The sequence below is a fragment of the Paenibacillus sp. KS-LC4 genome, assembly GCF_036894955.1.
GTDB lineage: Bacteria > Bacillota > Bacilli > Paenibacillales > Paenibacillaceae > Pristimantibacillus.
Map to the genome: position 1 here is coordinate 963,955 of NZ_CP145905.1, position 26,420 is coordinate 990,374.

23 protein-coding genes and 1 pseudogene are annotated in these 26,420 nt (G+C 48.1%); 16 read left to right on the forward strand and 8 right to left on the reverse strand.

Annotation, left to right across the window (positions count from 1 at the left end; all coding sequences use genetic code 11):
* The first annotated feature begins 108 nt into the window (after positions 1 to 108).
* The 4 genes from V5J77_RS04105 to V5J77_RS04120 all read left to right on the forward strand — a co-directional run bounded on the left by V5J77_RS04105 (position 109) and on the right by V5J77_RS04120 (position 5,262).
* Positions 109 to 852 carry a polyphosphate polymerase domain-containing protein gene (locus V5J77_RS04105; protein ID WP_338554526.1) on the forward strand — a complete coding sequence of 248 codons (744 nt, stop codon included), beginning with the start codon at positions 109 to 111 and terminating at the stop codon, positions 850 to 852.
* A complete protein-coding gene (locus V5J77_RS04110) occupies positions 845 to 1,528 on the forward strand; it encodes a DUF4956 domain-containing protein (RefSeq protein WP_338554527.1) in 684 nt (227 codons plus the stop codon). Before V5J77_RS04105 ends, V5J77_RS04110 begins: the two co-directional genes overlap by 8 nt.
* Positions 1,529 to 1,565: 37 nt before the next feature.
* Positions 1,566 to 3,578, forward strand: a complete 2,013-nt coding sequence (locus tag V5J77_RS04115; protein ID WP_338554528.1) for a carbohydrate-binding domain-containing protein — start codon at positions 1,566 to 1,568, stop codon at positions 3,576 to 3,578.
* A 292-nt stretch (positions 3,579 to 3,870) separates the two neighbouring features.
* On the forward strand, positions 3,871 to 5,262 hold the full coding sequence (locus V5J77_RS04120; protein ID WP_338554530.1) for an NCS2 family permease: 1,392 nt from the start codon (positions 3,871 to 3,873) through the stop codon (positions 5,260 to 5,262).
* Between the two features lie 86 nt (positions 5,263 to 5,348).
* On the opposite strand, the gene V5J77_RS04125 is transcribed toward V5J77_RS04120, so the two are convergent.
* Together V5J77_RS04125 and V5J77_RS04130 are read right to left on the reverse strand one after the other, a co-directional pair.
* A complete protein-coding gene (locus tag V5J77_RS04125) occupies positions 5,349 to 6,428 on the reverse strand; it encodes a phosphodiester glycosidase family protein (protein ID WP_338554531.1) in 1,080 nt (359 codons plus the stop codon).
* Positions 6,425 to 6,853, reverse strand: a complete 429-nt coding sequence (locus V5J77_RS04130) for a hypothetical protein (protein WP_338554532.1) — start codon at positions 6,851 to 6,853, stop codon at positions 6,425 to 6,427. The genes V5J77_RS04125 and V5J77_RS04130 overlap by 4 nt, the downstream gene beginning before the upstream one ends.
* A 262-nt stretch (positions 6,854 to 7,115) precedes the next feature.
* Between V5J77_RS04130 and msrB the strand changes: the two genes are divergently transcribed.
* Positions 7,116 to 8,099 carry a peptide-methionine (R)-S-oxide reductase MsrB gene (gene msrB / locus V5J77_RS04135; RefSeq protein ID WP_338554533.1) on the forward strand — a complete coding sequence of 328 codons (984 nt, stop codon included), beginning with the start codon at positions 7,116 to 7,118 and terminating at the stop codon, positions 8,097 to 8,099.
* 378 nt (positions 8,100 to 8,477) lie between these two features.
* Here the strand turns inward: msrB and V5J77_RS04140 are convergent, their stop codons facing one another.
* The gene (locus V5J77_RS04140; protein ID WP_338554534.1) at positions 8,478 to 9,125 is read right to left on the reverse strand and encodes an ABC transporter permease; all 648 of its coding nucleotides are present in this window, start codon (positions 9,123 to 9,125) and stop codon (positions 8,478 to 8,480) included.
* Between the two features lie 699 nt (positions 9,126 to 9,824).
* On the opposite strand from V5J77_RS04140, the gene V5J77_RS04145 reads away from it, so the two are divergent.
* Together V5J77_RS04145 and V5J77_RS04150 are read left to right on the forward strand one after the other, a co-directional pair.
* On the forward strand, positions 9,825 to 10,106 hold the full coding sequence (locus tag V5J77_RS04145) for a hypothetical protein (protein ID WP_338554535.1): 282 nt from the start codon (positions 9,825 to 9,827) through the stop codon (positions 10,104 to 10,106).
* 567 nt (positions 10,107 to 10,673) lie between these two features.
* Positions 10,674 to 11,342 carry a hypothetical protein gene (locus tag V5J77_RS04150; protein ID WP_338554536.1) on the forward strand — a complete coding sequence of 223 codons (669 nt, stop codon included), beginning with the start codon at positions 10,674 to 10,676 and terminating at the stop codon, positions 11,340 to 11,342.
* Positions 11,343 to 11,884: 542 nt separating this feature from the next.
* Here V5J77_RS04150 and V5J77_RS04155 read toward each other — a convergent pair.
* On the reverse strand, positions 11,885 to 12,370 hold the full coding sequence (locus V5J77_RS04155) for a hypothetical protein (RefSeq protein ID WP_338554537.1): 486 nt from the start codon (positions 12,368 to 12,370) through the stop codon (positions 11,885 to 11,887).
* Between the two features lie 83 nt (positions 12,371 to 12,453).
* Here V5J77_RS04155 and V5J77_RS04160 point away from each other — a divergent pair, with 83 nt between their 5' ends.
* From V5J77_RS04160 to V5J77_RS04190, 7 genes and pseudogenes are all read left to right on the forward strand, one after another.
* Positions 12,454 to 12,558, forward strand: coding sequence for a hypothetical protein (locus V5J77_RS04160; RefSeq protein ID WP_338554538.1), 105 nt, complete (start codon positions 12,454 to 12,456; stop codon positions 12,556 to 12,558).
* A gap of 284 nt (positions 12,559 to 12,842) precedes the next feature.
* Entirely contained in the window at positions 12,843 to 13,415 is a 573-nt protein-coding gene (locus V5J77_RS04165; protein ID WP_338556538.1) for a nitroreductase, read from the forward strand.
* A gap of 307 nt (positions 13,416 to 13,722) precedes the next feature.
* Positions 13,723 to 13,890 (forward strand): annotated as a pseudogene (locus V5J77_RS04170) (family 43 glycosylhydrolase); the annotation flags it as partial.
* A gap of 32 nt (positions 13,891 to 13,922) precedes the next feature.
* Positions 13,923 to 14,213: a hypothetical protein gene (locus V5J77_RS04175; protein WP_338554539.1), complete on the forward strand. Its 291-nt coding sequence runs from the start codon at positions 13,923 to 13,925 to the stop codon at positions 14,211 to 14,213.
* A 161-nt stretch (positions 14,214 to 14,374) separates the two neighbouring features.
* A complete protein-coding gene (locus V5J77_RS04180) occupies positions 14,375 to 16,126 on the forward strand; it encodes a histidine kinase (protein ID WP_338554540.1) in 1,752 nt (583 codons plus the stop codon).
* 16 nt (positions 16,127 to 16,142) lie between these two features.
* Complete coding sequence (locus V5J77_RS04185; RefSeq protein WP_338554541.1) at positions 16,143 to 17,753, forward strand: response regulator; 1,611 nt, start codon at positions 16,143 to 16,145, stop codon at positions 17,751 to 17,753.
* A gap of 152 nt (positions 17,754 to 17,905) precedes the next feature.
* Positions 17,906 to 19,423: an ABC transporter substrate-binding protein gene (locus V5J77_RS04190; protein WP_338554542.1), complete on the forward strand. Its 1,518-nt coding sequence runs from the start codon at positions 17,906 to 17,908 to the stop codon at positions 19,421 to 19,423.
* 135 nt (positions 19,424 to 19,558) lie between these two features.
* Here V5J77_RS04190 and V5J77_RS04195 read toward each other — a convergent pair whose 3' ends face one another.
* Genes V5J77_RS04195 through V5J77_RS04205 form a run of 3 tightly spaced genes read right to left on the reverse strand, consistent with a single transcriptional unit; the run spans position 19,559 to position 22,843 of the window.
* Positions 19,559 to 20,641, reverse strand: coding sequence for a 2,3-diaminopropionate biosynthesis protein SbnB (locus V5J77_RS04195; protein ID WP_338554543.1), 1,083 nt, complete (start codon positions 20,639 to 20,641; stop codon positions 19,559 to 19,561).
* A complete protein-coding gene (gene sbnA / locus V5J77_RS04200; RefSeq protein WP_338554544.1) occupies positions 20,638 to 21,606 on the reverse strand; it encodes a 2,3-diaminopropionate biosynthesis protein SbnA in 969 nt (322 codons plus the stop codon). Before sbnA ends, V5J77_RS04195 begins: the two co-directional genes overlap by 4 nt.
* Positions 21,607 to 21,622: 16 nt before the next feature.
* Positions 21,623 to 22,843, reverse strand: a complete 1,221-nt coding sequence (locus V5J77_RS04205) for a hypothetical protein (protein ID WP_338554545.1) — start codon at positions 22,841 to 22,843, stop codon at positions 21,623 to 21,625.
* 165 nt (positions 22,844 to 23,008) lie between these two features.
* On the opposite strand from V5J77_RS04205, the gene V5J77_RS04210 reads away from it, so the two are divergent.
* Complete coding sequence (locus V5J77_RS04210) at positions 23,009 to 23,863, forward strand: YheC/YheD family protein (RefSeq protein WP_338554546.1); 855 nt, start codon at positions 23,009 to 23,011, stop codon at positions 23,861 to 23,863.
* A 160-nt stretch (positions 23,864 to 24,023) separates the two neighbouring features.
* Here the strand turns inward: V5J77_RS04210 and V5J77_RS04215 are convergent, their stop codons facing one another.
* Positions 24,024 to 24,923, reverse strand: a complete 900-nt coding sequence (locus V5J77_RS04215; RefSeq protein ID WP_338554547.1) for a LysR family transcriptional regulator — start codon at positions 24,921 to 24,923, stop codon at positions 24,024 to 24,026.
* Positions 24,924 to 25,058: 135 nt separating this feature from the next.
* Here V5J77_RS04215 and V5J77_RS04220 point away from each other — a divergent pair, with 135 nt between their 5' ends.
* Positions 25,059 to 26,105 (forward strand): 2,3-butanediol dehydrogenase, encoded by a 1,047-nt coding sequence (locus tag V5J77_RS04220; protein ID WP_338554548.1) that lies wholly within the window; start codon positions 25,059 to 25,061, stop codon positions 26,103 to 26,105.
* Positions 26,106 to 26,420 lie beyond the last annotated feature (315 nt).

Here is a 26,420-nt window from a genome sequence, read left to right on the forward strand (position 1 = left end):
GGTTTGGGAACTAAGATACGAATATAGCAAGCGACAACAAGACGCAAACCACAAACGAGATCGCCAAGAACATAACATACATAACCAAATAGAAAGGATTTGAACGATATGGCTATTGAGGTTTTCAACCGATATGAAAACAAATATTTGCTCGACAGTGCGGCCTACCGCCATTTCTACCTTCAACTGCTGGAATATATGGAGTTGGATGATTACAACAAGCAGCATGAATTTTACTCCATTACGAACCTGTATTATGACACCGAGCATGATGCCTTGATTCGCAACAGCTTGTCCAAGCCGAAATATAAGGAAAAGCTGCGCCTGAGGGCTTACGGTACGCCTAAAGAGGACGCGAAGGTTTATCTGGAAATTAAGAAAAAGGTGTTTGGGCTTGTTAATAAAAGAAGAACGGGACTGAAGCTGAACGAAGCCTATGAATTTGTCCGTACTGGACTTCAGCCAGAGCTGCAAGGGTACATGAACAAGCAGGTGTTGCAGGAAATTACCTATTTTCTACAGCAATATGAATTGCAGCCTAAATTATATTTAGGCTATGACCGCAAGGCGCTGTTCAGCAAAGAGAATCGCGACCTCCGCATTACCTTCGATACGAATATTAATTGCCGGCGATATGATCTGAGGCTTGAGAGCGGCAATTATGGCGAACCGCTGCTGGAGCCTGGACAATGGCTCATGGAAGTGAAGGCAGAGAAGACGATCCCAATGTGGCTGTCGAGAATGCTGTCTGAGCATCAGTTGTACCGCACAAGCTTTTCGAAATACGGCAATGAATATAAAAAAATGCTGAAAAACAGCAAGCTAGAAATGGAGAGTGTCCTTTATGCTTGATTCCTTATTTTCCACAACGCTCACGACAGAAAATTTGACCTTTAGCTCAGCCGTTATCACGATTTTGTTAGCCCTTGTTCTTGGGGGAATGATCAGCTACACCTATATGAAAACGAATCCGAATGGCTACTCGCAAAGCTTTACACTGACGATGGTGCTGCTGCCCGTCATAGTCGCTATTATCATTTTGCTTATCGGCAGCAACATTGCCAGGGCGTTCAGCCTTGCAGGAGCCTTCTCCATTATCCGGTTTAGAAGTGCGCCGGGCGACCCTAAAGACATCACCTTTGTATTATTCACTATGGCAGCAGGGCTTGCCTGCGGAGTCGGTTCATTCGGTTACGCGGTATTGTTCACGATTATCCTTTGTGTACTGATGGTTATTCTTAACCGCGTGAAATTTGGGGTAAGAAAGACGCTGCAAAAAGTGCTTAAAGTCACGATCCCGGAAAATCTCGGGTATGAAGAAGCATTTGCTGAGGTGTTTGCTGAGTTCAAAGTGGGCTACACGCTTAGCAAAATTCGGACGACTGAGCTAGGCAGCTTATATGAGCTGGTTTACACCGTTACTATTGATGAGCAGACGAACCAGAAGGAATTTATGGATGCTATTCGTTGCAGAAACGGAAATCTGGACATTTCATTAACGATGAGTCCAACTGCGAATGACTATTAAAAAATATTATAAAACCGAACCTGAGAGGATGATTCATATGAAAAAGAATAAATTTCGTGAGCTACTAAGTGCTTTGCTCATTTGCTCGGTCGTATTGTCGGCTTGCAGCACCTCATCGCAAGCATCAACAACAGCATCTGCGGTGACTACATCGGCTACTACCGCAGCAGCGGCGGCGAGTTCTCAAAGCAGTGAGACCACTGCTGCTGCCTTGCCAGCAAATGTTGCCGTATCGGACGTAGTGACGTTTGACGAGGCAGACAAGGCTGTAGAGTGGAGCGCCAAGACGTCGACGACGATCAAGCTGAATGGAACAAGCGCAACCGTTACTGGCTCAGGAGCAAAAGCTTCGGGCGGCTCCGTAACTATTTCCGCAGCTGGCACTTATGTTCTGAGCGGCAAGCTTAGCGACGGGCAGGTTATCATAGATGTTCAGGACAAAGGGGACGTTCATCTTGTGCTGAATGGCGTTGATATTCATGATAACGATAGCGCTGGAATCTACATCAAGGAAGCGGGCAATGTTGTCATGACGCTGGAGGAGGGTACAGAAAATTCAGTATCCGATGGTGAAACCTACGTATTCGCAGATGGTGAAACGGATGAGCCAAGCGCGGCTATTTTCAGCAAAGCAGATCTGGTGATTAATGGTACAGGCAAGCTGACGGTAGCGGCAAGCTACAATGATGGCATTACAAGCAAAGACGATTTGAAAATCGTCTCGGGAACCATCGACATTACGGCAGCGGATGACGGTATTGTCGGTAAGGATATGGTTGCGATAGCGGATGGCACAGTGACGATTAAAGTCGAAGGAGACGGCATTAAATCGACGAATGACACCGATGAGGGGCGTGGATTTATTGCCATTGCGGATGGCACATTTACGATTGAAGCTGGCAATGATGGCATTCAAGCTGAAACAGCGCTAATTGTGGATGGCGGCACCTTTAATCTCTTAACAGGTGGAGGCAGTGTGAACGGTGAGGTGAAGCAGGAGGAAGGACCAGGCGGAATGGGCATGCAACGAGGAGGAATGAATGCCACTTCGGCAACAGGCACGTCAACTGACGCTGGGGAGACAGCAACAGCGACAACTGAAACGGAAACGCCGAGCACGAAAGGTCTGAAGGCAGGCGGCGATGTGACCGTGAATGGAGGCACCTTTGACATTGACTCCGCAGACGATGCCCTGCACAGCAACAGCAATGTGACGGTAACAGGAGGCGAGCTGGAAATCGCGACTGGCGATGATGGCATTCACGCTGATGCTCTAGTTACCATTACGGGTGGAAGCATTAATATTACGAAAAGCTATGAAGGCATTGAAGGGGCGAATATTACAATCTCTGGCGGCGAAGCGCATGTGGTTGCTTCCGATGACGGCATTAACGTAGCGGGCGGCAGTGATGAGACGACAGCAGGTGGCCGAGCTGATCAGTTCAGCGTATCCTCAAGCAATCTGCTTACGATTAGCGGTGGGTATGTAAGTGTGGATGCAGCAGGCGATGGACTTGATTCGAACGGCTCGATTACGATGACGGGTGGCACGGTTATTGTGAACGGCCCAACGATGAACGGCAATGGTGCATTGGACTACGACGGCACCTTTAACATTAGCGGAGGAACGCTGGTGGCAGCAGGAAGCTCGGGAATGGCTCAGGCCACGACGGATACGTCAAGCCAATTCACCATTAGCATGACGTATTCCCAAACTCAGCAAGCTGGTACGCTCGTCCATTTGCAGGATAGCGAAGGCAACACGATTATGACCTTTGCGCCTTCGAAAAACTATCAATCTGTAGTGATTAGCTCACCTGAGCTTGCGAAGGGCGCTTCTTACACCCTCTACACAGGTGGAAGCTCGGCCGGCACGGATGCAGATGGCATGTATACTGATGGCGACTATACAGGCGGAACGAAAGTGACCGATTTTGAAATATCAAGCAGCGTCACTTGGTTGAATGAATCTGGCGTAACGACTGCCAGCAGCGGAGGCGGCTTTGGCGGTAGAGGCGGTGGTGGAAGACCCCAAGGCGGAGGCAGATAACCTCTAAATATACTAAAAAAATGCCCTTTCGGACATCCTATCCGAAGGGGCATTTTTGCCGTTATTCGCCTTTTCTCAAACGCTTTCATTTACGGAAAGGAGCGTTAAGTGGGAGGGAGGCAGAGCCTTTTTGGGATGGAATTGCAATGAAATCCGAATGATCTAAGAATCGTCATTATAAACGTTCGTTTTAAATCATTGACAAACAAGGAAGCAATTGATTAAAATGAGTTTCTAAAAATAATGCATCAGTGGGCAGTATAATAAGACTAAGGGAGGCTAGTGATTAGCGATGGAACAATTTTTTCGCTTGAAAGAGCATGGTACGAACATTCGTACGGAAATTATGGCAGGACTAACGACCTTCATGACGATGGCGTACATACTGGCTGTTAATCCGATTGTGCTCACACCAGCCGGATTTGACTGGGGAGCCGTGTTTTTGGCTACAGCGCTGTCAGCAGGTATTTTTACGATTGCGATGGGACTGTTCGTTAATTTCCCCGTAGCTCTCGCGCCCGGAATGGGACTCAATGCGTATTTCGCAGCTACGGTTATTTCTTCACAGGCGACTGGAAAGCCGATTTCCATCGCAATGGGACTTACAGCGGTATTTATTTCGGGTATTATCTTTATCATTTTGACCGTAACTCAAATTCGGCAAATGCTCATTACAGCTGTGCCGGACAGCCTTAAGCATGCGATCACCGTCGGTATCGGCTTGTTTATCGCGATTATCGGCCTTAAGGGCAGCGGCATTATGACGATTGCCGTATCCAGCTTCACAGATATTAAGCAGGGCGCTTATACCGACGTATCGGGATCGGAGACGGTCATTCATCTTGGCAGCCTGCACAATGGCACAGTAGCGCTTACGGTTATTGCCCTGTTCATTATCGGAATTATGATGGTGCTTCGCATTCCTGGCGCGATTTTGTGGGGTATTTTGCTCACGACGGCTGTTGCGATTGTAATTGGTCAAGTAAACATCAGCGAGACGCTTAGCGGACAAACATGGGTGCCTGATTTTTCAAAAATGAATTTGTTCCACTTTGATTTCCCTGGCGTGCTGGAAGTGGGCCTCGTGACCGTCATTTTGACGTTTACGTTCGTCGAGCTGTTCGATACGTTCGGAACGCTCGTCGGCACAGCGAACCGCGCTGGCTATATGAAAGATCCGGTAGAAGGCAAGAAGCGCATCGGTAAAGCGATGTTCGTGGATGCTATCGGCGTTAGCGGCGGGGCTATGCTCGGAACGAGCACAGTGACAGCTTATGTGGAAAGCTCCTCAGGCATCGCGCAGGGCGGACGTACAGGGCTAACTTCGGTTACGACGGGTATTTGCTTCCTGCTCGCGGTATTCCTGTCGCCGCTCGTTGCACTCGTGCCGCCAGCAGCTACGAATGCTGCTCTCATTATCGTCGGCGTGCTGATGATGCAGTCGATTAAGGAAATTGATTTTACGGATATGGTTTATGCGATTCCGTCCTTCCTGACGCTCGCTCTGATGCCATTTACGTACAATATCGCAAACGGCATTTCGTTCGGTATCGTATCGTATGTTGTATTGGCCTCGGTTGCTAACCTGTCTGGCAAAGCGAAAGAGAAATACCAAATTCACTGGCTCATGTGGATACTCGCGGTGCTCGTCATTTGTCGCTACGTATTTATGGGCGGCGAATAATAACGAAAAGCGTTCAACCTGCTCGTGCAGCAGGGTTGAACGCTTTTTTTTGCGATTATAAAGGCTAGAGAAATGCGCACGAGCCATTATTTGAAAAAGAGGAAGTTCGTTGGCAGCTTGCGAAGCTGGCGATCAGAAGGACTATTAATGACGCTGCCGTTCCAGATCAGCGACGAGGAGCCGCCGCCATCGAGATTAAAGCCATTAACGGCGCCGTAGCGCTTAAGTAAAATTTGCAGTTCCTCAAGCGTCGCGCCGGAGCTGCCATTCTCGTTATAGCCATCGGCGACGAGAAGGAGCAGTTGATTGTCCTTGTAGCTTGCGATGACCGTGCGCGGTGCGCGTTTCGGGCTGTTTTTCCACTTGTCGGGAATCGGCATGGCGGCACCATTTTGCAGCAGGACAGGCACGAATGAAGCGCCAAATTTCATATGCTCGCTGTCGAGCTGCGCCTTGCTGGTAAATTTTCCGCCTACGAGCTTGTTATCCTCATTCAAGCCGACAAAAAATAAATCGGCAAACGATGGCTCAAAGCCATTCACATATTCGCCGTCAATCATCGTCGTGCTCAGCGGGTAGCGAACGCCCTGAGCGTCTGCGAAGCCTCCGGCATTGATGCCGATATACGCGCCGAAACGCTTCACTGCTGCGAGCGTCGTCTCGGCACCGCCATATTTGTCGCCGCCGAGCGCCATTTTCATCGCATCGTCTGATTTCAGCTCGATTTTCACCGCGTAGCTTTGAAAGTTTTGCGTCTTGATACGGAAGAGCTGGGCGCGAAGCTTGTCCGTATTAACGGAAGCCGACGGTGCTCCAAGCTTGCTCGTAATGAGCTGGTCGTAAATATCAAGCGGAATGCGGGCTTGGGCGGCTGCGGTGCTGGCGATTTGCTTCATCTCTGCATTTGTTCGGTTATACAGCGCGATTTCCTTCTTTATCAACTTTCCTGTCGCCTCGGCTGTTGTTCGAGCCTGCTCCAGTCCCGCCGCTGTCTTCGAGGTGAAGGCTGCTGGCTCCTGCCGCTGTGCTTCGGCATCGTGAACGGGAAAAGCAGCTGTAGACAGCTCAACGACCACCTCCGACAGCAGCAGCCAAAGCAGCATGCCGAGAAAAGGGGTACACGCGAGCAGCATCGTCCTATTCAGTGCTTTTACGGATACATTCATTTCAACACATCCAAATTCTTTTGCAGTTCGTTCAGCTTCTTCTTCACTTCATTAAGCTGGGTATAAAGCTTGTTGCTGTTGTCGGTCTTGGAATCGGCATTGTCCTTCGTAAAGGTCAGCAGCTCATTCAAGGCATCCACCTTCGCATCAAGCTGGGCCAGCTCCTCCTTATAGGAGGCTTCCAGCTTGTCCATCCGCTGGGTGTAGTCCTGCTGCATCGCCGCGATCTGCGCCGACGTCTGGCGCTCCAGATCAGCGGCGACGCTGCGCTGGATCTTGTCGCTATACCATTTGGCGCCCATGACACCGCCGGAAATTAAAATGATCCAGACGATGACGAATACGAAAAAAGCGCGATTGCTACGTTTGCGCCGCCGCAGCGGCTCATGGTGGCTGGAAAGCTCAGCATCTTGCAAGTTGCTCATATTTTAACGTTCACCTCATTTTGAAAGTCTTATTGTGTGCTGCAACGAGGCTGAACGAACTGCAATTGTAACCTGACTTATACGGCTATAGTATTGGACGGGAAAAAAGCCATTTTGTTGCGCGTGTCACTACATTGTAACAAAGAATAGGGCGCAGGTGTTGATGTCCTTTTGCGGAGGCTGGCAGTTGAGGTATAATAAGGGTCAGGCGATTGTATAGCAGCAGCGGCTGCAGCAAGCCTGTAAAGGAGGCTGTATAGACATGTCAGTTGAGTTGAACGAAAACCAGAATGAGTCACCATCCTATGAAAAGGCGATATTCGCCGGGGGCTGCTTCTGGTGCATGGTTTCTCCATTCGAGGAGATGCCCGGCATTATTGAGGTAGTATCGGGCTATACAGGCGGCCATGTGCCCAATCCAACCTATGAGCAGGTCTGCTCGGAGACGACAGGCCATACCGAAGCGGTGCAAATTACATTTGATCCGGCGATTTTTCCCTATGAGAAGCTGCTTGAGGTTTTCTGGCAGCAGATCGACCCGACAGATCTGGCTGGCCAGTTCGCGGATCGCGGCAACTCGTATCGTCCCGGCATCTTTTATTATAGCGAGGAACAACGGGAGAAGGCGGAAGCCTCGAAGAAGGCGCTTGCTGCAAGCGGCCGGTTCGATAAGCCCATTGTAACGCCGATTGAACCGGCCGAGCCTTTTTATTTGGCGGAGGATTATCACCAGGGCTTCTATCGTTCCAATCCGCAGCGCTACAAATCTTACCGCAAAGGCTCTGGACGCGAGGATTTTCTCGCACACCATTGGCAATATAAGAAGAGTCTGAGTGAGCTGAAGGAACGTCTGACGCCGATTCAGTTCGAAGTAACACAAAACAGCGGTACCGAGCGGGCATTTACCGGTGAATACTGGGATCACAAGGAAGAAGGCATCTATGTAGATATCGTATCGGGAGAGCCGCTCTTCAGCTCGCGCGATAAATTCGATTCAGGCTGCGGCTGGCCTAGCTTTACGAAGCCGATTCAGGAATCGAAAGTTACGGAGCACCGCGATATTAGTCATTTTATGATCCGTACGGAAGTTCGCAGCAAGGCGGCTGATTCGCATCTGGGGCATGTTTTTAATGACGGCCCGGGACCAAACGGCTTGCGCTACTGCATTAATTCGGCAGCTCTTCGTTTTATTCCAAAGGATCAACTTGAGGCAGAGGGCTACAAGGAATATGCTTATATGCTGTAATTTAGTAACATGTGGTGCTCGTTATTAGGAAAGGAAATGAGCCTGGCAAATAATTGCTAGGCTCATTTTATATTCTCATATTATCATTAAGTTAGTTGTTATAAATTTCCAATTTTCGATTACGTATTTGGATAACATGATCACACAGTTGATCAATGTCATCTTGATTATGGCTTGTGAGAATAATAGTCTTTCCTTCTTGCTTGAAATGGAGCGTAATTGGCGAGTATTTTTTTCGCTATCGCTATTAAGGGCATTAAATGGTTCATCCAAAAGTGAATAATTTGTTTCCGCTGATTCAGGCCAAAAATAAACATGAAAATAAAAATGAAAGGCATTTCCAAGTTAGAAATTCATCAATAGGCTTTTTTAAATAGTTCATGTCATACTGTCTACTTTCGAAGTATTTCGCTTAACATATAACATTAATGCTATAAGCGTAGCAACAAGAATTGCAAATGGCACAATCGCAGTCCATATAGGATCTTGAGAACGGTCAAATGGGAAAATTAAATAATTAAGTCGGTAAGATTCCAACCCTAAAGCTGCAAGTGCATAACTAGAGATTACATAAAAAATGAAGGGGAGAGATAAAGCGAGAAAACGATTTCTAACAAGTAAGACCAAATAGAAACCAATTGCTGAATGTAAAGCTGCATTCAATCCTACCCAGAATGAGTAATGGAAACCGTATGTGAAAGTTCCGAATTTTAAAAGCTGTGTAAACGTACGACGAGTATAGGTTTCTGCTGCTAATGTATCTTTTATCAAACCATAACCTTCGGGGTCATACTTAGCAATCCCCAGATGTGGTTCAATGTAAAAAGCAAAAAGAAATAAAATGAAAATCAAAACAAAAAAGAATGAAAAAGTAAGAATGGAATTGGCCGTTAATTTAATGAATAACGTTTTGCTTATCTGTCTACGCATACGGGTATAGGTCAGAAAGCGATTCTTAACTTCTCCCGAAAAAGAAGCTACAAAATTAAAATAGCTAGGATGGGGAAATAATAGGAAGTCTACCATCAACCATGAATGTAAAATAGTCTAATGAGTCTCTCATCTCATAATTTTGGCTCCTTAAGACAACGAGAGAAACTAGAGCAATGATTATTAAAAAGAATAACAATAGAAACAATGGAGTCAATTTACTTCTGATTTCTTGAGCTAATTCTTTAATCATTCTTTACATCCTTTCATATTTCCTACATTTGTCCTACAACTCTCATCAATATCTTAAAATTAGGAAAATATAAATTTATATAATTAAATATAAACACAAGGATAAAACAAGGTTTACACTATGTTTAATTTAATACATAATAATGTACTTAAATGTAAAATATAATTCATTTGAATTAGCTAATGTTAAAAAGGGTGGTATTGATAGGAAGTCTGACTGCTGCTCTGATATTACTTGCGGTGTTACAATGGCAGGGACTTCTTACGAGGGTTATGAATTGAAATTTACTAGTAATAATGTTCATAATTGTTAAGTTGTAACTGGATCACAAACGAAGGTAACATCAGGTGCATTAGCAGGCTTGAAAATGGACTCTACTGGTGGAGCATCTTTAGATGTATGCACTGAATCTGCTGATAGAAGGAGGTCTAGTCCAAGCATCAACGGAGGGAGCACCGTAAGGGGGGCCACTGAGTCCATTATGATCTAATGTTGTCTTAGACGAATTAGACAAAGAACTGGAAAAGAGGAAACTTCGCTTCATGAGATATGCCGATGTCTGTAACATCTACGTGAAAACGTGTAAGGCAGGACAACGGGTGATGAAATCTATTACCGTATTCATCGAGGTGCGTCTGAAATTGAAGGTCAACCGAGAGAAGAGTGCGGTAAATCGCCTATGGAAACGAAAATTTCTAGGGTTCACCTTCAGTGTTTGGGATAAGAAGAACCTTCGCGTAAAGATCGCAAAACCATCTTTAGAGCGAGTGAAAGCAAAGATCAAAGCGATCCCAAACGAGAACAAATGGCTCGTCAATAATTAGTCCGTCTTCGATCTCCCTTATTGGCAGCCCGAGCCTATTGACAAATCGCTTCACCTTTCCGGTGAAACTATTAAAAACGATGAGCACTCCAACACCTCCATGTCATGCATTACACAAGCGCAACGGTAAGTTTCAATTTAGAATAGAAAGCAAGAATATTCAAGCTATTGACTATAATAATACCCCAACACTCAAGATGTTAGGGTAGTGGTTAAAATTCCTCTAAGTGTTCGTGTCAGCGATTTTCTCCAAGTCAATCGGAGTCGGATCTTCGTTGGCTCGCATTGGATCAAGTGTGAAAAAGCTGGATTTTGTTGAGCTGCAGTTGCCCCCCAGATGCTCAATTATGTTACGTTGCGATTATGAAAAACTTTGTTCTTGCAATTTCTATAGCGGAGCATCTCTGAAAAAGCTACTCCATCTAAATGTAAAAAAATGTTAACAAAATTGATGAAATGTGATATGTTATTAGTGAGGAGGTATATTATCCAAAAGAACCAAAAATTAGAAAATGTTACTTCATAGAGTATCCAGACGCCTAACGCAATATACTATATGGAGGTAATTATGAAAAAGTTTGCTTCTATTGTATTCACCTTAATGTTTCTCTTTTCCAGTGTTTCTGTCGCAAGTGCGCAAGAAGAAGCTAGTTCACAGCAAGATCTGATTAATTTACTTAATAAGTATGGTTTCGAAGCTATCCAAGACAGGTCGATTATTGCAACGGCGAATGAATTACTAAAGATAAGCAACCTTGAAGAATTGGAAATCCAACTTAAAGAATTTAAAAAATCCATTCAGATCGCAAAGTCTAATACTGAAGAGGAAATCCTTATTCCTGTAAGCCAACAAAGTAAATTGAACTCATTTAGCAATCTGGCTGCTATAACTTATAATAATTCTCGCGTGAATACATGGTGGTGTCCGGGTAATCCTGGATGGGGAGGCACTGCAATAACTATTACTTGCAATATTGCTTATAATTATAGTTATTCTTACGCTAACGGAAATCCCTACTTTACAAGTGCCTCCGATTTTACCTCTTACTTAGGCGGCATACACCTATATACGTGGGTCGGGACTAATCACTCATATAATTTTACTACTACAAATAACCCTGGCGACACGATTAAGATTAAAGCAATGGGCTATTATCTATTAGGTTTTACTTGGAACAACATACCTATTGGAGCTACGTTGAATGATGAATGGAATGCTAGTTTGCGTCTCTATTAAAAAGCTAAGACGATCACACCTCGATTTGAGGTGTGATCGTCTTTTATAGTTACCAATACCTAATGTAAATCATGTAGAGTGTGATTTGATTCGGTTCCTCATTTTAGTTAATACAATGAGGAAAAAGTAGGTGACTAACACACATAATGCATAGATATCTAATCTAAATGACGTTAAAGTAAAGAAATTTTTAAAAATGAGAATGTTGTAAGCGGGAGCCTCTAAACCATGATACGTAATAAAATTAAATGGAAACCCCAGTTTAAATACTCGATACCCATCTTGATAAAGCTGGCTCCAAAAAATTGAAGAAAGCGGGAAAATACAACTCCACAAAAATAGCTTGTTTTTGTTCAATTACCTTCCCTCCTTACATTTTTATGAAATTGTAACATAAAAGGGGTCTGAGTGGAATGTGATGAGCAATATTTGGACGGAGCGCAATAAAATCCCTCATTTCTTCAGCAGCTCGAGCAAGGAGTCGTTCACTAAGCGCTCATGCCGTTTCTGCTTCTATTAATATTGTATTCATGGTCTTCACCTCACATTGTCACTTCAATAAAGTCGAAATTCACAAGCTGATTGGCAAGAGCGATGATGAAACCGGGCTGGCCCATCTTCGGCTCCAGCGGCTTGGATGGCGACTTCGGACCTTCGTGGCCTTCGATCATTAGTATAAGCGCATCGACCATTTGTGAATTGATTCCGTCGCCGAATTGGCGCACCGCCGTGGCAGCGGCAATCGGATGCAGATACTTCATGTCATCCGGCAGCGAGTTAAGTGAGATATCCTGGAATAAGATCGCACACAGAATCATGTCACGGAATGGACCGCCAGTGCCTTCCTTGGCGAGCAGCATGTTCACGACTTTGAACACTTTTTTTATATAGGTCACGAGCTCCCCATCTTGATAAAAGGATTCCGGCACATTGCCGATGACGTTCTCAGCGAATACCGTGATGTCTGGGCTGATGATCAGCTCCAGTTCCGGACGAAATGTTAAGAGTGTTTCATTGACTTCGCTCATTGCGAATAAAGAAATTCAATCAATATCTGACAGAGTGATGTGGTTATTACTCCCTAACGGATACGAAAAGCGTATGCCAAGAGTTGGATGAATGGACAAGAAGAAGACTTCGGATGTGTGTTTGGAAGCAATGGGTCATCTCTTGGTCTAAGAAGTCTAGCGGACAGATACAACCAATTGCGGAATAGGACATGAACCGGCCGTATACCGAACGGTACGTAAGGTGGTGTGAGAGGTCGGGGGCTAGGCGCCCCCTCCTACTCGATTGACCTTTTCGCACTTCATTCGCTTGATCTCGTTAAGCTGCTCCATGAGGTTTGCGTTCTGCTGGCAGTAACTTTTTGGTTCGATCCCATTTATCGTCGCGTAGCAGCTACATATCATTTGATTGCATTCTTTCATAAATGGTAAACTACCATATATAATATGATTTTTTTGTACAAAGCTTAATTTGAGGATTGGGGGAATGGACATGCAAGTAGAAGAGGCTATACGGGGAAGACGTTCAATCGGAAGGGTCAAGCAGGACAAGGTTGATCGCCGGCTCATCGAAAAGCTGCTGGAGGCGGCCAGTTGGGCGCCGAGTCACCATAATACGCAGCCATGGAAATTTATCGTCATGACAGGAGAGGGACGCGCCAAGCTGGGCGAAGGGTATGCGCGTGTTGCGCTTGCTTCGCTTGAGACTGGCATCGGAACCGCTTTGGAGGATCGTCTGGCGAAGGAGCGTTCCAAAGCTTATCGCGCACCTGTCGTCATTGGCGTCGTATGCTCGCCAGCAGAGGACCCGCGTGCTGTCTATGCAGAAGAGCTGGCGGCGGCGCAGGCCGCTGTGCAAAACCTGCTGCTCGCTGCCCATGCGAATGGGCTGGGCGCCATCTGGCGCTCAGGCGAGCCCATGTACCATCCGCTGATGAAGGATACATTTGGTCTTGATGCGGAGGAGCAGTTTGTTGCCCTTATTTATCTCGGATATCCAGATATGCAGCCGCTGGAGGCGAAGCGGACATCCATTTCTGACAAAACGCTGTGGCTGGAGGGGTAAAGCCCCGCCATTACTTTGAGCAAAATGTGTTATCTTATCTACCAGAACCAGAATAGTTGAAGATGAAGCCTTCCTGAACCGCATTAGCATGCGGGTAGGGGAGGTTTTTTGATATAGATTAAGACATGCCTTAGTGCTCCCTAAGCAAAGAAAAAAACGATAAAAAGTCGTGAAAATGGCAGTAATAGGTCGTCCAAGCGGCGGCATCTCGTGGGTAGGAGAGACTACAATGAAGAAAAACAGTGGATAAGCAGTCAGGTGAATATACATCAGTGTAGTCACTACCCTTTAAGAGGAGGAACTAAATATGCTATTTTCAAATCCTATATTAAGCGGTTTTTATCCTGATCCGAGTGTGTGCCGTGTGGGGGACGATTATTACTTGGTAACGAGCTCATTTGAATATTTTCCGGGCGTCCCGATTTTTCATAGCACGGATTTGGTCATTTGGCGGCAAATCGGGCACTGCCTGACGAGAGAAAGTCAAGATTGGATGGGAAAAATCAGGTGATTTTTCGTTTCCGGATCGGAAGCCTTTGGAAAATGGAGCACTCGGCGGATTATAGCGACTCTATAATTAGACTCGGCATAGAAGCTAATGAGACGCATTATACGTTCAGCTACTCGCGACCAGACGGGCATACGCATGTATTAGGAACGGGAGAATGTGCCATGTTATCCAAAGAGGTAGCCGGCGGCTTTACAGGTGTATATGCCGGACTTTATGCAACGGGAAATGGGAAATTCAATACATCGCCAGCCTATTTCGACTGGTTCAAATATGAAATCGAGGCATAGCAGGAAGCGTATGGAAGCTGGGAGGAATTTTCGACAAGCATTTCGACAAATTTCCCGATAAAGATTGATCTTCCTTCCTAGAGCATGCTAAGTTTCATGATAATGGCGCAGCCGTTTTGCCTATTATCTAAGTAGTCGCCAAAGGACAGGGGGCTTTGTGGATGAACAGTCGTTTGAACATTTTATCGTGGAGCTCAATCCGAACGAGATTGATCACCAGCGTTTTACTATTTACACTGCCGCTCATTGTGTTGCTTCTATATAACAGCTTTTATTCGATTGATGTCGTGCGCAATCAAGTGGCCAGCTCAAACCGAAATATGATGACCTTGTATATGGATCAGATCGATCAGAGCCTTGAGGATGTAGATCAATACGTGAATAGCATCGCCGCTGTTGATCCGGATTTGCTGGTAATGGGCACGACAAGGCAGCCGGACGAATATTATATGGCGAAAATCAGCCTGTCCAACAAGCTGTCGCAGGCGCTGGCGATTTATAAAAGCATGGATGCTTTTTTCGTATATTCGGATCAGGAGAAGGAATTAATGCTTAGTCCGCAGGTGAGCAGACCTTTTGGGGAGCGGGAGAAAATGCGGGGGTTTTTGAATCAGCTCATGCTCGACAAGGACAGTAATGGAAGACTGCTGCATACCGCCGATTGGAAAATTACGCAGTTGGATAATCAATTTTATATTTATCATATCGTGGAATCGGGCGGCAGCTATATTGGTGCCTGGGTTAATGCCAATCGCTTAATTGGCGGGCTGGGATTGATTGATTTAGGTGAGAAGGGGCAGTCGCTGTTGACGACGAGCGATGGAATCCCGCTAACGACGTCTAGTCTATTTCAGGAGCTTGGCATTGAGCTTAATCACAGCTTGGCTAATTATTATATAACCGGGGATCAAACCCGGTTTCTTGTCGTCGGATCTCCCTCGCTTCGGGGGGATTTTAATCTGGTAGCCGTTATACCGGATGAAAAAATACTTGAAAATCTCCCTTATTTGCGTAGCCTGATTACCTTTGTAGCTCTAGGCTCGCTCATCATTTTACCGCTCGGACTGCTGATGCTGCGCCGAGAAATATTGCTCCCGCTGAACCGGATTTTGGCGGCGATGAAGCGGATACGTGAAGGCAATCTGGACGTTCGGATCAAGGCGGCTCCTAGCGCCGAGGAATTTCAGTTAGTTAACGAAACGTTTAATACGATGATGGCGGATATTCAGCAGCTGCGTATTGATGTATACGAGGAGCAGCTTAGTAAGCAAAAAGTGGAATTGCAGCATTTGCAGTTGCAAATCAATCCTCATTTTTTCATGAATTCCCTGAATATGATGTACAGCCTTGCTCAGGTGCGCAATTATGAGCTGATTCAAGAGCTGACGCTGTGTCTGGTGGGCTACTTCCGCTATATGTTCCGCAGCAACCTCAGCTTCGTTACGTTGAAGCAGGAGCTGGATCATGTAAGCAATTATATCCGCATTCAGGAGCTGCGTTACCCGGACAGCCTGACAAGCAGCATGGAGGCGCCTGATTATATGATGAACGCCAGTCTGCCGCCGCTCATTATTCAGTCCCTAGTTGAAAATGCTGTCAAATACGCTGTAACGCTGGATGAAGCGGTGCATATTCATATTCGTATAGAGCTTCTGGACACAACGGATGAACCGAAAATGCGAATGATCGTTCAGGACACGGGTAAAGGCTTTAATGAAGAGGTATTGAAGGAGCTTCAGGAGGGCCGAAAATTCATAAGGGAGCAAGGCGGGCAGGTTGGCATTTGGAACATTTGCGAGCGGCTGCGGCTGCTCTATGAAGGCCGAGCACAAATATCATTCGCCAATGCGCACGGCGGAGGGGCGATTGTTGAAATTATTTTGCCGATGAATGCGGAAACGGAACATAGCTAGCGAAGGGGGAGTTTACATGTATTCGGTACTCATTGTCGATGATGAGGTGCATGCGGTCAAGGCGATTGAATCGGCCATCGATTGGGACAAGCTTCAAGTAAGCGAAGTGTATACCGCCTATAATATCCGCCAAGCGAAGGAAATATTTGACCAGCAGGGCATTGATCTAATGCTGTGCGATATTGAAATGCCGCAGGGCAGCGGATTGGAGCTGCTGGAGTGGGTGCGTGAGAAATATCCGAAGACGGAGTCGGTGTTTCTGACCTGTCACGCGGACTTTGAATTCGCGAAGCAGGCGATGAAGCTCGGCAGCCTCGATTATATACTCAAGCCGATTCCCTATGCGGAGCTTGAGAAGGTGATTGTCAAAGCGACCGACAAAATTAATAAGGAGAGCGAGCTCGTCCAGTTCAGCGAATACGGACAATATTGGTTTAAGCAGCAGCCGATTTTGACGGAGCGGTTTTGGCTGGATATTCTGAACCAGACGATACCCACTTATGAAACCGCCATTAAAGAAGCGGCTAATGAGCGATATTTGCCTTATATGGAGCATTTGCGGCATTTGCCGATTCTGATCTCGGTTCAGCGCTGGCGCAAGAAGCTGTCGGTGCGCGATGAGAAAATTATGGAAATTGCCCTGCGCAATGCGGCAGAGGAGACGATTTTGAACCATGGCGCCAGCGGACATTTGGTGCAATGGGAAAAGGACAAGCTCGTTGCGCTGCTGCCGATGGAGAGCAATGAAGAGCCGGAGCTTGCCGCTTTGCGAGATGCCTGCTCCTTGTTTATTTCGGCCTCCAATGCCTACTTCTATTGCGATCTATCCTGTTACATTGGCGAGCCTGTGCCTAGCTACCAGCTGTCGGCGATGGCAAGGCGTCTAAGCGGCCTCGACCAGAACAATGTAGCGCTTAGTAATATCGTCTTGCATACTAGCGGCAGGTCGAGCCTGACGCCAGAGATGAAGCTGCCCGATTTAAGCCTGTGGGCGGTGCTGTTGAAGGAAGGCTCCAAGGACAAGCTGCTAGCGGCTATCGACGAGCACCTTAAGGAATGCATTCGGCTGGGAACGCTTGATGCGAAGCGGCTGCATACGTTCCACCAGGATTTTCTGCAAATGATGTATTATATGCTTCAGTTGAAGGGCATTGGGGCTCATCAATTGTTTGGCGATGACGAGTCTATTGAGCTGTCGGGACGGGCGAGCCGTTCGGTGACGGATATGTATGCTTGGATCGACCATATTGTGACCAAAGCGGCAGATTATGCGAGGTCGGTTGAAGAGACGCAGACGGTAGTCGAACGAGTCATTGCTTATATTAAGCTGAATCAGAGCAAGGAAATTACGCGCGAGGAGTTGGCGAACCATGTGTTCCTGAACCCGGACTATTTAACGCGTATTTTTAAAAAGAAAACGGGCTTGTCCATTTCCGATTATTTGCTCAACGAGCGTTTGCTTGCGGCGAAGGAGCTGCTGATGAAGACAGATATGCCGGTCAGCGCGATAGCGGTTCACGTAGGCTATGCGAACTTCTCGCATTTTTCAAGGATGTTTAAGAAGTATGCAGGCCTCAATCCGTTGGAATTCAGGCAAAACTATGAGCTTGAGCAGCAAGGTCGTTGAATTGGTCGGAAAACGCTTACCAAAAAGTCGTTTGCGGGGCAGTAGCAGGTATAGGGATTCTCTACAATGAGGATAGATTCACTCGCTTCAGGCGAGCAGAATCTCGATACTAAAGAGCATCGGGGGAATTACGAATGAGAAGGATAACAACGATGATTAGCTTGGTCCTCATCCTTGGCTTGGTGCTGAGCGCATGTGGCGGGGGCAACACGGGCAGCAATGGAGAAGCGGGCGCAGGCACAGCAGGCGCTACAAACGCAGGGGGCAATACAGATGCAGCGGCAGAGCTTACGGTGGCTTACGTAACGTTTGGCAATACGCCTACTGACCTGCAAGCGGTACAGGACGAGCTGAACAAGCTGACTAAAGAAAAAATTAATGCAACGGTGAAGCTGCTTCCAATCGGTATTGGCGCATGGAATCAGCAAATGAACCTCATGCTTACGAGCAATGAGAAGCTCGATCTCATTGTAACGGGCAGCAGCGCAACGTTTGGTTATGCACCGCAAGTGGCGAAGGGACAGCTGCTTCCGCTTGATGATCTGCTGGAGCAGTACGGACAGGGCATTAAATCGGCAGTTGGAGAGGATTTTATTAAAGCGAGCAGCATTGGCGGCAAAATATATGCTGTGCCCTCGATTCGCGATTTGGCGGTCAATTATGGCGTGCTGATCCGCAAGGATCTGGCTGATAAATACGGTATCGACGCTTCCAAGATTAACTCGCTGGACGCATTGGAAGGCATGATGAAGACGCTGAAAGAGAACGAGCCGAACATGGCCGCTATATCTCCGGGATCGGCTGGGCAATCCATTGCTGATTACCTGCAAAAGCTTGATAAATTAGGAGATGGCTACGGTGTTCTGCTTAACAATGGACAGAATGATTTAAAAGTCGTCAACTACTTCGAAACGCCAGAATATGCGGAGCTGCTTAAACGCATTCGCGGCTGGTATCAAGCGGGTTATATTTTGAAGGATGCAGCGACGAACAAGGAAGGCATCGCGGATTTGATTAAAGCAGGGCGTACAGCTGCGTATGTGGCGAACCTTAAGCCGGGCATCGAGATGCAGGAATCGCGTATTGTAGGTACGACCATCGTAAAAGGTGAAATCACGGCTCCGGTCGCCAAAACAGAAACGGTAACTAACATTATGTGGGGCATTCCGCGCAATGCGACGAGTCCTGAAGCCTCCATGAAGTTTCTGAACCTGATGTACAGCGACAAGGATGTTATTAACATGCTGGACTGGGGCATTGAAGGCAAGCATTATGTAAAAACGGATAAAGAAAACATCATTAAATATGCGGATGGCGTAGATGCCAACAATAGCGGCTACAACCCGAATACAGGCTGGTTGTTCGGTAATCAGTTCATGTCCTACTCCTTTGAAGGGGACAACCCGGATATTTGGAAAGAAACGGATGAATTCAATAAAAACGCAACGAAATCCAAAGCACTAGGCTTTACCTTCGATTCTGCGTCAGTGAAGACGGAATTTGCTTCGGTAACGAATGTTGTGAATCAATACAAGCTCGGTCTGGAAACAGGCACACTTGATCCGGAGAAAACACTGCCCGACTTTATCTCCAAGCTGAAGGCAGCGGGCATCGACAAAATCATTGCAGAAAAACAGAAGCAGCTTGATGCATGGGCGGCAGCGAAATAAAACAGTATAGCAGACTGCTGCTACAGAGCAGGCTGACGTAACGACAGCAACCGCCAATCCTCCTCGTGTGGGTTGGCGGTTGTTTGTATTTTTATGATGGCGCATGAGTAACGGGCTGGCGGTATATCCCCTGCCTTAGTCTTCGATTTCCAGACCGATCCCGAGCTCCCGAGCTTTTTGCACCCAATAGTCAGCTGTTGCAATATCAAAGACGGCCATTCCCATGGGGCAAAATAAAACAGGCTCAGCCGGATCGAAGCCAGCAAGCGCGCTTCGGCAAACGACATCGGCAAGCGAGCGGGTACCCTCTTTTACCAGCCCCCGCTCCTTATGCAGCAGCTCAATATCGGTATTTTCTCGGCATACCTCATCCCAGTCATCGACGACGATGGCGGTTACGCCGTTCAAGGCAGAGGAGGCATAGTCGCGCAGCGAGACGTCCAGCAGCAGGCTGCCCGGAAGCGGAGGCAGATGAATGTAGCGCCTGTCGCTTACCGTACAAGTAATAATGACGTTGCAGCGGCTGTACAACTGCTCCCAACTGTCTGCCACCTTCGTTCGTCCAAGCAATTCGACCTTTTTACGAGCGCCGATAGCATCGGTTGCGGCATCGGCAGTAGTATCGGTTGCGGTATCGGTTGCGACAGCTGCGGAGAGGTCGCTAGCCTCCAGCTCAACACCGCGAATATCATAAACATACGCTTCATCAATTGTTTCTCCGAACAACTGCGCGCACATGTCGTAATGCAGCTGTCCAACCGGGCCGAAGCCGATAATGCCCAGCCTTATGCGATGCGTACTGCTTGAATGCTGAACGCTGCGCGCATGTAAATAATGGCGAAGCAGCACGGCGCTAACCGCAGCTGTCCGTGCCGCGCTTGGCAGCGATGCATGGACAATCGCATAAGGCTTGCCTGTATCTGCATCATTCAGCACCAGCAGGCTGTGCGCTCTGGGCAGCCCGATTTGGAGGTTGCCGGGAAAGCTGGCAATCCATTTGATGCCTGCTGTGTGCATGCTGCCGCCTACATAGGCGGGCATAGCGATGATTCGGTTTGCCGCCTTGTTTGCCGCTTTGCCGCCGTATCGCAAATAAGGCTTTACCGGCTGGGCATAATCTCCGCTGTCCATCACATGCACCGCATTTTCAATGCGATCCGCCAGCTCCTGCCAATGGAGTCCAACGGCATGAATATGTTTTTCACCAAGGTAAATCACGCGCGTTCTCCTTCCCAACGGAGAAATTGCTGCTGCACCCAAGCATCATTGTAGACGGTGTCCATGTAACGCTCGCCGCGGTCATGCAAAATAACAGCACAGACAGAACTATCGGGCAGCTCATGCATCATCGACTGAAGGGCAAAAATAACGGCGCCGGACGATGGCCCGGCCAAAATCGCCTCTTGCTTCACCAGCATTCGGCAGCCTGCAACCATATCGGCATCGTTAACCTTTATCGCATAATCCATAAAGCGGCTTTGGCCGAATGGAGGAACGATGCCAGCCCCAAGGCCGGGAAACAGCCTGCTTCCGCTGACTCCGCCCAAAATAATGCTGCCCGCCGCATCAACCGCTACGATTTTCGTATCCAGCTTATGGTCGCGGGCATACAGCGCACAGCCGAGCATCGTGCCGCAGGTGCTGATACCGCCAATGACATAATCTACACGGCCAAGTGCGGCCGTGATTTCCTGCATGGTGCCTTCATAATGCGACAAGTAATTATGTTCATTGTTGTATTGATTCGGCCAGTAGCTGCCCGGAATGTCAGAAAGCAGCTGTTGAACGCGGTTCAGCCTGGCAGGCAGAAACTCGCCTGTATCCGGGTCTGGCTCCTCAACGAGCTCAATGTCGGCACCGTAAGCGCGCATAATGCGGATGTTTTGCTGCGTCGTTCTAGGGTCTACGACGCTAATAAACCGCATGCCGAGATAGGAGCAGATCGCAGCGAGGCTGATGGCCATATTGCCCGAGCTGGATTCAATGATGACAGAGCCGGGCCCGATGCGTCCCTGCTCCAACGCCGCAGTAATGATGCGGGCGGCGGAGCGATCCTTCGCGCTGCCATTCGGGTTAAGCATTTCCAGCTTGGCATGAACGGTTATGCCGCGATCATTCGCAAACAGCTTTGACAGCTGAACGAGCGGCGTCTGACCGATACAAGAAAGCCAATCTATTCCCATGGGCGATTAGCGCCTCCTAAAAATAAAGTTTTTTCGATTTGACCGCTCCCCGCTCGAGCGTCTCATCCTCCGCTGCGCGCGTCACCACGATGCCGGAAAGCATGCGACCCCGAATCATTTGGCCAATCGCTTCGATTTTTTGCTCAATGGCTTGCTGTATAACGGCAAGTCCGTCATCGTCCAATCTTTTGCTGCGAATGTGAATAGACAGCTTATTATGCTGCAGCCGGACGCGCAGCTCAGCGTCGCTGACGAATTGCTGGACGACGCTTTCGATGTCGTAGAGGCTTATTTTTTCCCCGTGCTTCAGGTCGGCTCCAATCCGTTTCGAGATACAGCTGAACGTTTGCCTTACCTGTCCATCAATGATGAGCGTGCCGAAATCCCTAACCACGTCGTAGGTGACATAACGCACGGCGGGAAACAGGGTACGCTTGAATGACGTAAGCACAAGCACGGCCTCATTGTCCTCCAGCGCATCGAAGCTTACATCTATTTCGTCAGCGCGGAGCGCTTCGGCATGGATGCCGTCATCTAGGACATAAACGCTATGCTCATGAGAGTAGGAAGCAATGGCGCCAATCTCGATGGAGCCGTAGGTGTCGAGAATATCATGAGTGCTGATGCCGAACCGCGCAGCCATGTTCGCCTGCCAGGCTGGCGGAGCAATTTCCCCGACTATAATTATTTTCTGTATGCCGAAGGCCCGCGGATCTGGAGCAGCGAAAGCAATGGCATCGAGAATAGAAGGCATCGTATACAGCAGCTGCGGGCGAAAAGCGGCGAGGCGCTGGATATGCTCCTCTATTGGCAGGGCGAAGGAAAGCGAGTCTGCTTGGAAGCCAAGCTGCTGAAAAATCGTAATGGCTGTGCTAGCCGCATGTCCTGTTCCCATATCGGCCAGCGCCCTTGTAACAACGGCTGGGCCCCTTGCCAGCCACTCTCGGAAGCAAGCCGCCTTGCTGGCGATGTATTGCTCATCATCCTCCGGCGAATAATAAATCGCTTTGCGTATGCCGGAGGATGTTCCCGACGTACGGTACACGGAAAGCCTGGCCTCTGTCCGCAGCTCCTGTGTGAAATAATGCTGCTCCAACCTGTCCGCGGTCATAAGCGGCAGCTCTGGCAGTACAGCGGCGTTCAGTTCAATGCCCCGCTCAGCAAGCAGCTCTCCATACCAAGGATGAAAATGGCAAACAAGAGCAAGCTGCTGCTGAAGCATCTGTCTAAGCTCCATGTATGTCTATGCCTCCTAACTAACGTACTTAACAAACATCCTGACAGGTTGCCTTAATTAAGCATATGAAGCCGCTGCATGATGGTTCGTTCTATGCCGACAGCGGCCTACAACCATTTTCAAAAAGGTTCGTATGCTAATAGGAGAATAGAATGGAGGGGTAAAGTGACGAGGAGCAGGAAGCTATCGAAGGGGCTGCGTGCGAGAAGTAGCGGCCGCAAAGGAAGCATCAGTGTGAAGAGCAAGCGGCGGATAATCGGAGATAAGTGGAGCAAAACGATCGCAATGCGGAAGGACCTGACGCTGAACAAGCACATCCCGCAGACGAAGCTGGCGACCAAGGACAGCCTGCGCAGCATGCTGAAGCAATATAGCATGGTCTATGTGAAGCCTTCGCGGGGCTCGCAGGGACGCGGGGTCATGAAGATGGAGAAGCTGGGGGCGAAGTATACGTATCAATTAGGCTCGAAAAAATCGACCTTTACCACGTACGCTGCAGCCTACCGTTCGATTCATAAGGAAATGAAGGGGAAGCGGTATTTGGTGCAAAAGGGCATTCGCTTGCTGAAGCATAAAGGGCGCCGCTTCGATATTCGGCTTATGGTGCAGCGCACGCCGCAGGGCGGCTGGGCCGCGACCGGGACGCTTGGCAGAGCGGCCAAGCCGGGCAAAATTGTAACCAATGGCAGCCAAGGCGGATCGATTTATTCGACTGAGCAAGTGCTTAAGTCACATGCTGGCCCAGCCGGGCGCCGGAAATTGCTGAAAAGCATGGATCGGCTTGGCCTTCGCACAGCGCGGCTGCTGCGAGGTATTTCTCCCGGCATTAAGGAGCTGGGCCTCGACTTTGCCATTGATGCGAAGCTGAAGCCATGGATTCTTGAGGTGAATACCGTGCCGGCCGTTTGCCCGTTCTCGCTGCTTGCCGATCAGTCCATGCTGCGCCGTATTGTCCGCTATGGCAAAGCCTACGGAAAAACCTACCAGCTGAAATGCACCAAGGCGAAGCGCGGTAAATAAGCGATGGGCGCTGCCTGTGTGCGAAGCGAAGAGTTTGCGCCGAAATAAAGTGCAGCTTATTTCCTCGCTGCTCCTAGGCTAAGGCCTTGCGCCAGAAAAGAGAAGGCGCAAGGCCAGCTTTTGAAGGGTTCGTCGCATTTTTCGCATGTATAAAGGTGGTTTACTTGAACGCATATTCATGCTCAAAACGATTGATAAAATAATCCATTACCGGAGCATTTGGACGGCTCTTAGCCCGAACCCAGCCAAAATGGACGGGCTGCTGAAAAAAATCTTCAATTTCCAGCATTGCAAATTGCCGGATCGTTTCGTTGGCATTTTGCCTAAAGGAATAGTCATGGCCGATTGAAACAGCCAGTCCCTCCAGCAATGCGCTTTGAATGGCAACATCGTAATCGGTTCGAAACAACACCTCCACGGGCCCGTGCTGCCTAGTGAAATCAAGGATAAACTGGTCGACATGATCATCCTTGTACAGGACGAAAGGGTATTGCCGCAATTCCTCCGGCGATATGGAAGCGCGTGAGGCAAGCGGAGATTGCGCGCCAACGAGCGCGACCATTTTGCCCTTGCATAGCGAATGAAACGAGAGACCCTCTATCGGCAGCTTGTCTTCCCGCATCGCAATCATGCCGAGATCAGCCAGCCCCTCCCGCACGCTGCCAAGCGTACTTAATGAGCCGTCCTCAGAGACCTCGATGTGAAGAGCGGGATGCTCCTTTTTTAGCCAAGCGATTACTTTAACCATCGTCTTCATTTGGGCGGGCATCGTGGACAGGCGCAGCTCGCCGCTTAGGCTGCTCAGTCTGCTCGCAGCTTCTAGTCGAATTTCCTCAATCATTTTGGCTGCTTCATGCACTTTTTTAATAATGGATGCTGCTTCTGCGGTAGGCAAAGTGCCGCTTCGTGCACGTTTGAACAGCTTTAGCCCCAGCTCCTTCTCCAGACTAGAGAGGGATTGGCTAAGCGCAGATTGGGAAATATGAAGATTCGCTGCTGCTTCAGACAACGATTTGGATTTGCTTAATTCGACGACATACATCAACTGCTCAAGGTTCATAGGTCGCTCCCTTTACATAAGTATCACTTAATTAAATGTAAGTATAATTAATTATATTTAATTATATAACAGGAGTACAATAACGGTAAGACAATATAAGCGCTATCATTTTATTGCTAAAGGAGATGTAGTTGTATGAAAGCTGCTGTTATTTATGGGGCTAAAGATGTCCGTATCGAAAATGTGAACGAGCCTGCGGCTGCTGCGGGCCAAGTGAAAATAAAGGTGGAATGGGCCGGAATTTGCGGAAGCGACCTGCATGCCTACCATTATGGGCTAGGCGTATCGGCTGAGCCTCATCCCGTAACAGGACGCGGTCTTCCGCTTGTGCTGGGCCATGAATTCGCTGGTGTTGTAACCGAGCTTGGCGAGGGTGTAACGAATTTGGCTGTTGGAGATCGCGTAGCTGTAGAGCCAATCGTGTATGCCGAGGATGATTATTATGTACAGCGCGGCAAGTATAACCTGGCTAGTCCGTTTGCTTTTCTTGGCTTGCAGGATGATGGCGGTTTTGCCCAATATGCAATCGCAAATGCGAGCAAAGCTCATAAGCTTCCAAGCAATGTTTCACTTGAAGAAGGGGCATTAATGGAGCCGACTGCTGTAACGGTTCATGCCGTTAAGGAAAGCCAGCTGAAAATAGGGGACTCGGTCGTCGTGTATGGCGCTGGCCCAATTGGTCTTCTAACGATTATGGCGGCCAAAGCTGCTGGAGCCGCAAGCGTTATTGCCGTTGATATTTCCCCTGAACGTCTCAGCAAAGCGCTTGAGGTCGGAGCGAGCTCGGTTGTGAACAGCTTGGAAGCAGATGCAACGACAGAGATTTTGGCAGAGCATGTAAATGGCGTTGATGTGGCCTTTGAGGCGGCAGGCGCTCAGGCTACATTCACAAGTGCGCTGGAAGTCATCAAAAAAGGCGGACAGCTGCTCATTATTGCCGGCTATGCCAGCCCCGTTACTTTAGATGTGAACAGCATTTTGGTGAAGGAGATATCAATTAAAACCTCGCTAGCCTACCATCATATTTTCCCAGAGGTCATCGCGATGGTGTCTTCGGGCCGCCTTGATGTGAAGAAGGTCATTACGAAAAAAATCAAGCTGGACAACCTCGTTGAGGAAGGTCTGGAGCTGCTCATCAAAGACAAAGCGCAGGCGAAAATTTTGATTGATACACAATCCTAATTCGATTATTGAAAACAAATAGGCTGTTCCACAGGTCATGCAAATGAACCTTGGAACAGCCTATTTGTTTTGGCTAGCATGAGGCTTTCAATGGCGGGGCACGCAGCAGGAGCGTCGTAATAGTGCAAATGAGAAGTCGTCTGAGCGGTAGAGGGCGCAATGGCGCATGCACTATCATCAAAGTATAAGACAGCGACAAGCTCATGCGGAAGAAAGAAGGGGTTCTCCTATGGAACAAACGACGGGAAATAAAGGGACAGCGTCTGCTCCCCAGCAGGCTAAGCAGGCTGCCAAATCTAATGTGAGAAAGAAACA

Bases quoted from the DNA above. Each gene is read 5' to 3' on its own strand.
- V5J77_RS04105 (WP_338554526.1), top strand. From the start codon at position 109: ATGGCTATTGAGGTTTTCAACCGATATGAAAACAAATATTTGCTCGAC.
- V5J77_RS04110 (WP_338554527.1), top strand. From the start codon at position 845: ATGCTTGATTCCTTATTTTCCACAACGCTCACGACAGAAAATTTGACC.
- V5J77_RS04115 (WP_338554528.1), top strand. From the start codon at position 1,566: ATGAAAAAGAATAAATTTCGTGAGCTACTAAGTGCTTTGCTCATTTGC.
- V5J77_RS04120 (WP_338554530.1), top strand. From the start codon at position 3,871: ATGGAACAATTTTTTCGCTTGAAAGAGCATGGTACGAACATTCGTACG.
- V5J77_RS04125 (WP_338554531.1), bottom strand. From the start codon at position 6,428: ATGAATGTATCCGTAAAAGCACTGAATAGGACGATGCTGCTCGCGTGT.
- V5J77_RS04130 (WP_338554532.1), bottom strand. From the start codon at position 6,853: ATGAGCAACTTGCAAGATGCTGAGCTTTCCAGCCACCATGAGCCGCTG.
- msrB (WP_338554533.1), top strand. From the start codon at position 7,116: ATGTCAGTTGAGTTGAACGAAAACCAGAATGAGTCACCATCCTATGAA.
- V5J77_RS04140 (WP_338554534.1), bottom strand. From the start codon at position 9,125: ATGGTAGACTTCCTATTATTTCCCCATCCTAGCTATTTTAATTTTGTA.
- V5J77_RS04145 (WP_338554535.1), top strand. From the start codon at position 9,825: ATGAGATATGCCGATGTCTGTAACATCTACGTGAAAACGTGTAAGGCA.
- V5J77_RS04150 (WP_338554536.1), top strand. From the start codon at position 10,674: ATGAAAAAGTTTGCTTCTATTGTATTCACCTTAATGTTTCTCTTTTCC.
- V5J77_RS04155 (WP_338554537.1), bottom strand. From the start codon at position 12,370: ATGAGCGAAGTCAATGAAACACTCTTAACATTTCGTCCGGAACTGGAG.
- V5J77_RS04165 (WP_338556538.1), top strand. From the start codon at position 12,843: ATGCAAGTAGAAGAGGCTATACGGGGAAGACGTTCAATCGGAAGGGTC.
- V5J77_RS04180 (WP_338554540.1), top strand. From the start codon at position 14,375: ATGAACAGTCGTTTGAACATTTTATCGTGGAGCTCAATCCGAACGAGA.
- V5J77_RS04185 (WP_338554541.1), top strand. From the start codon at position 16,143: ATGTATTCGGTACTCATTGTCGATGATGAGGTGCATGCGGTCAAGGCG.
- V5J77_RS04190 (WP_338554542.1), top strand. From the start codon at position 17,906: ATGATTAGCTTGGTCCTCATCCTTGGCTTGGTGCTGAGCGCATGTGGC.
- sbnA (WP_338554544.1), bottom strand. From the start codon at position 21,606: ATGGGAATAGATTGGCTTTCTTGTATCGGTCAGACGCCGCTCGTTCAG.
- V5J77_RS04205 (WP_338554545.1), bottom strand. From the start codon at position 22,843: ATGGAGCTTAGACAGATGCTTCAGCAGCAGCTTGCTCTTGTTTGCCAT.
- V5J77_RS04215 (WP_338554547.1), bottom strand. From the start codon at position 24,923: ATGAACCTTGAGCAGTTGATGTATGTCGTCGAATTAAGCAAATCCAAA.
- V5J77_RS04220 (WP_338554548.1), top strand. From the start codon at position 25,059: ATGAAAGCTGCTGTTATTTATGGGGCTAAAGATGTCCGTATCGAAAAT.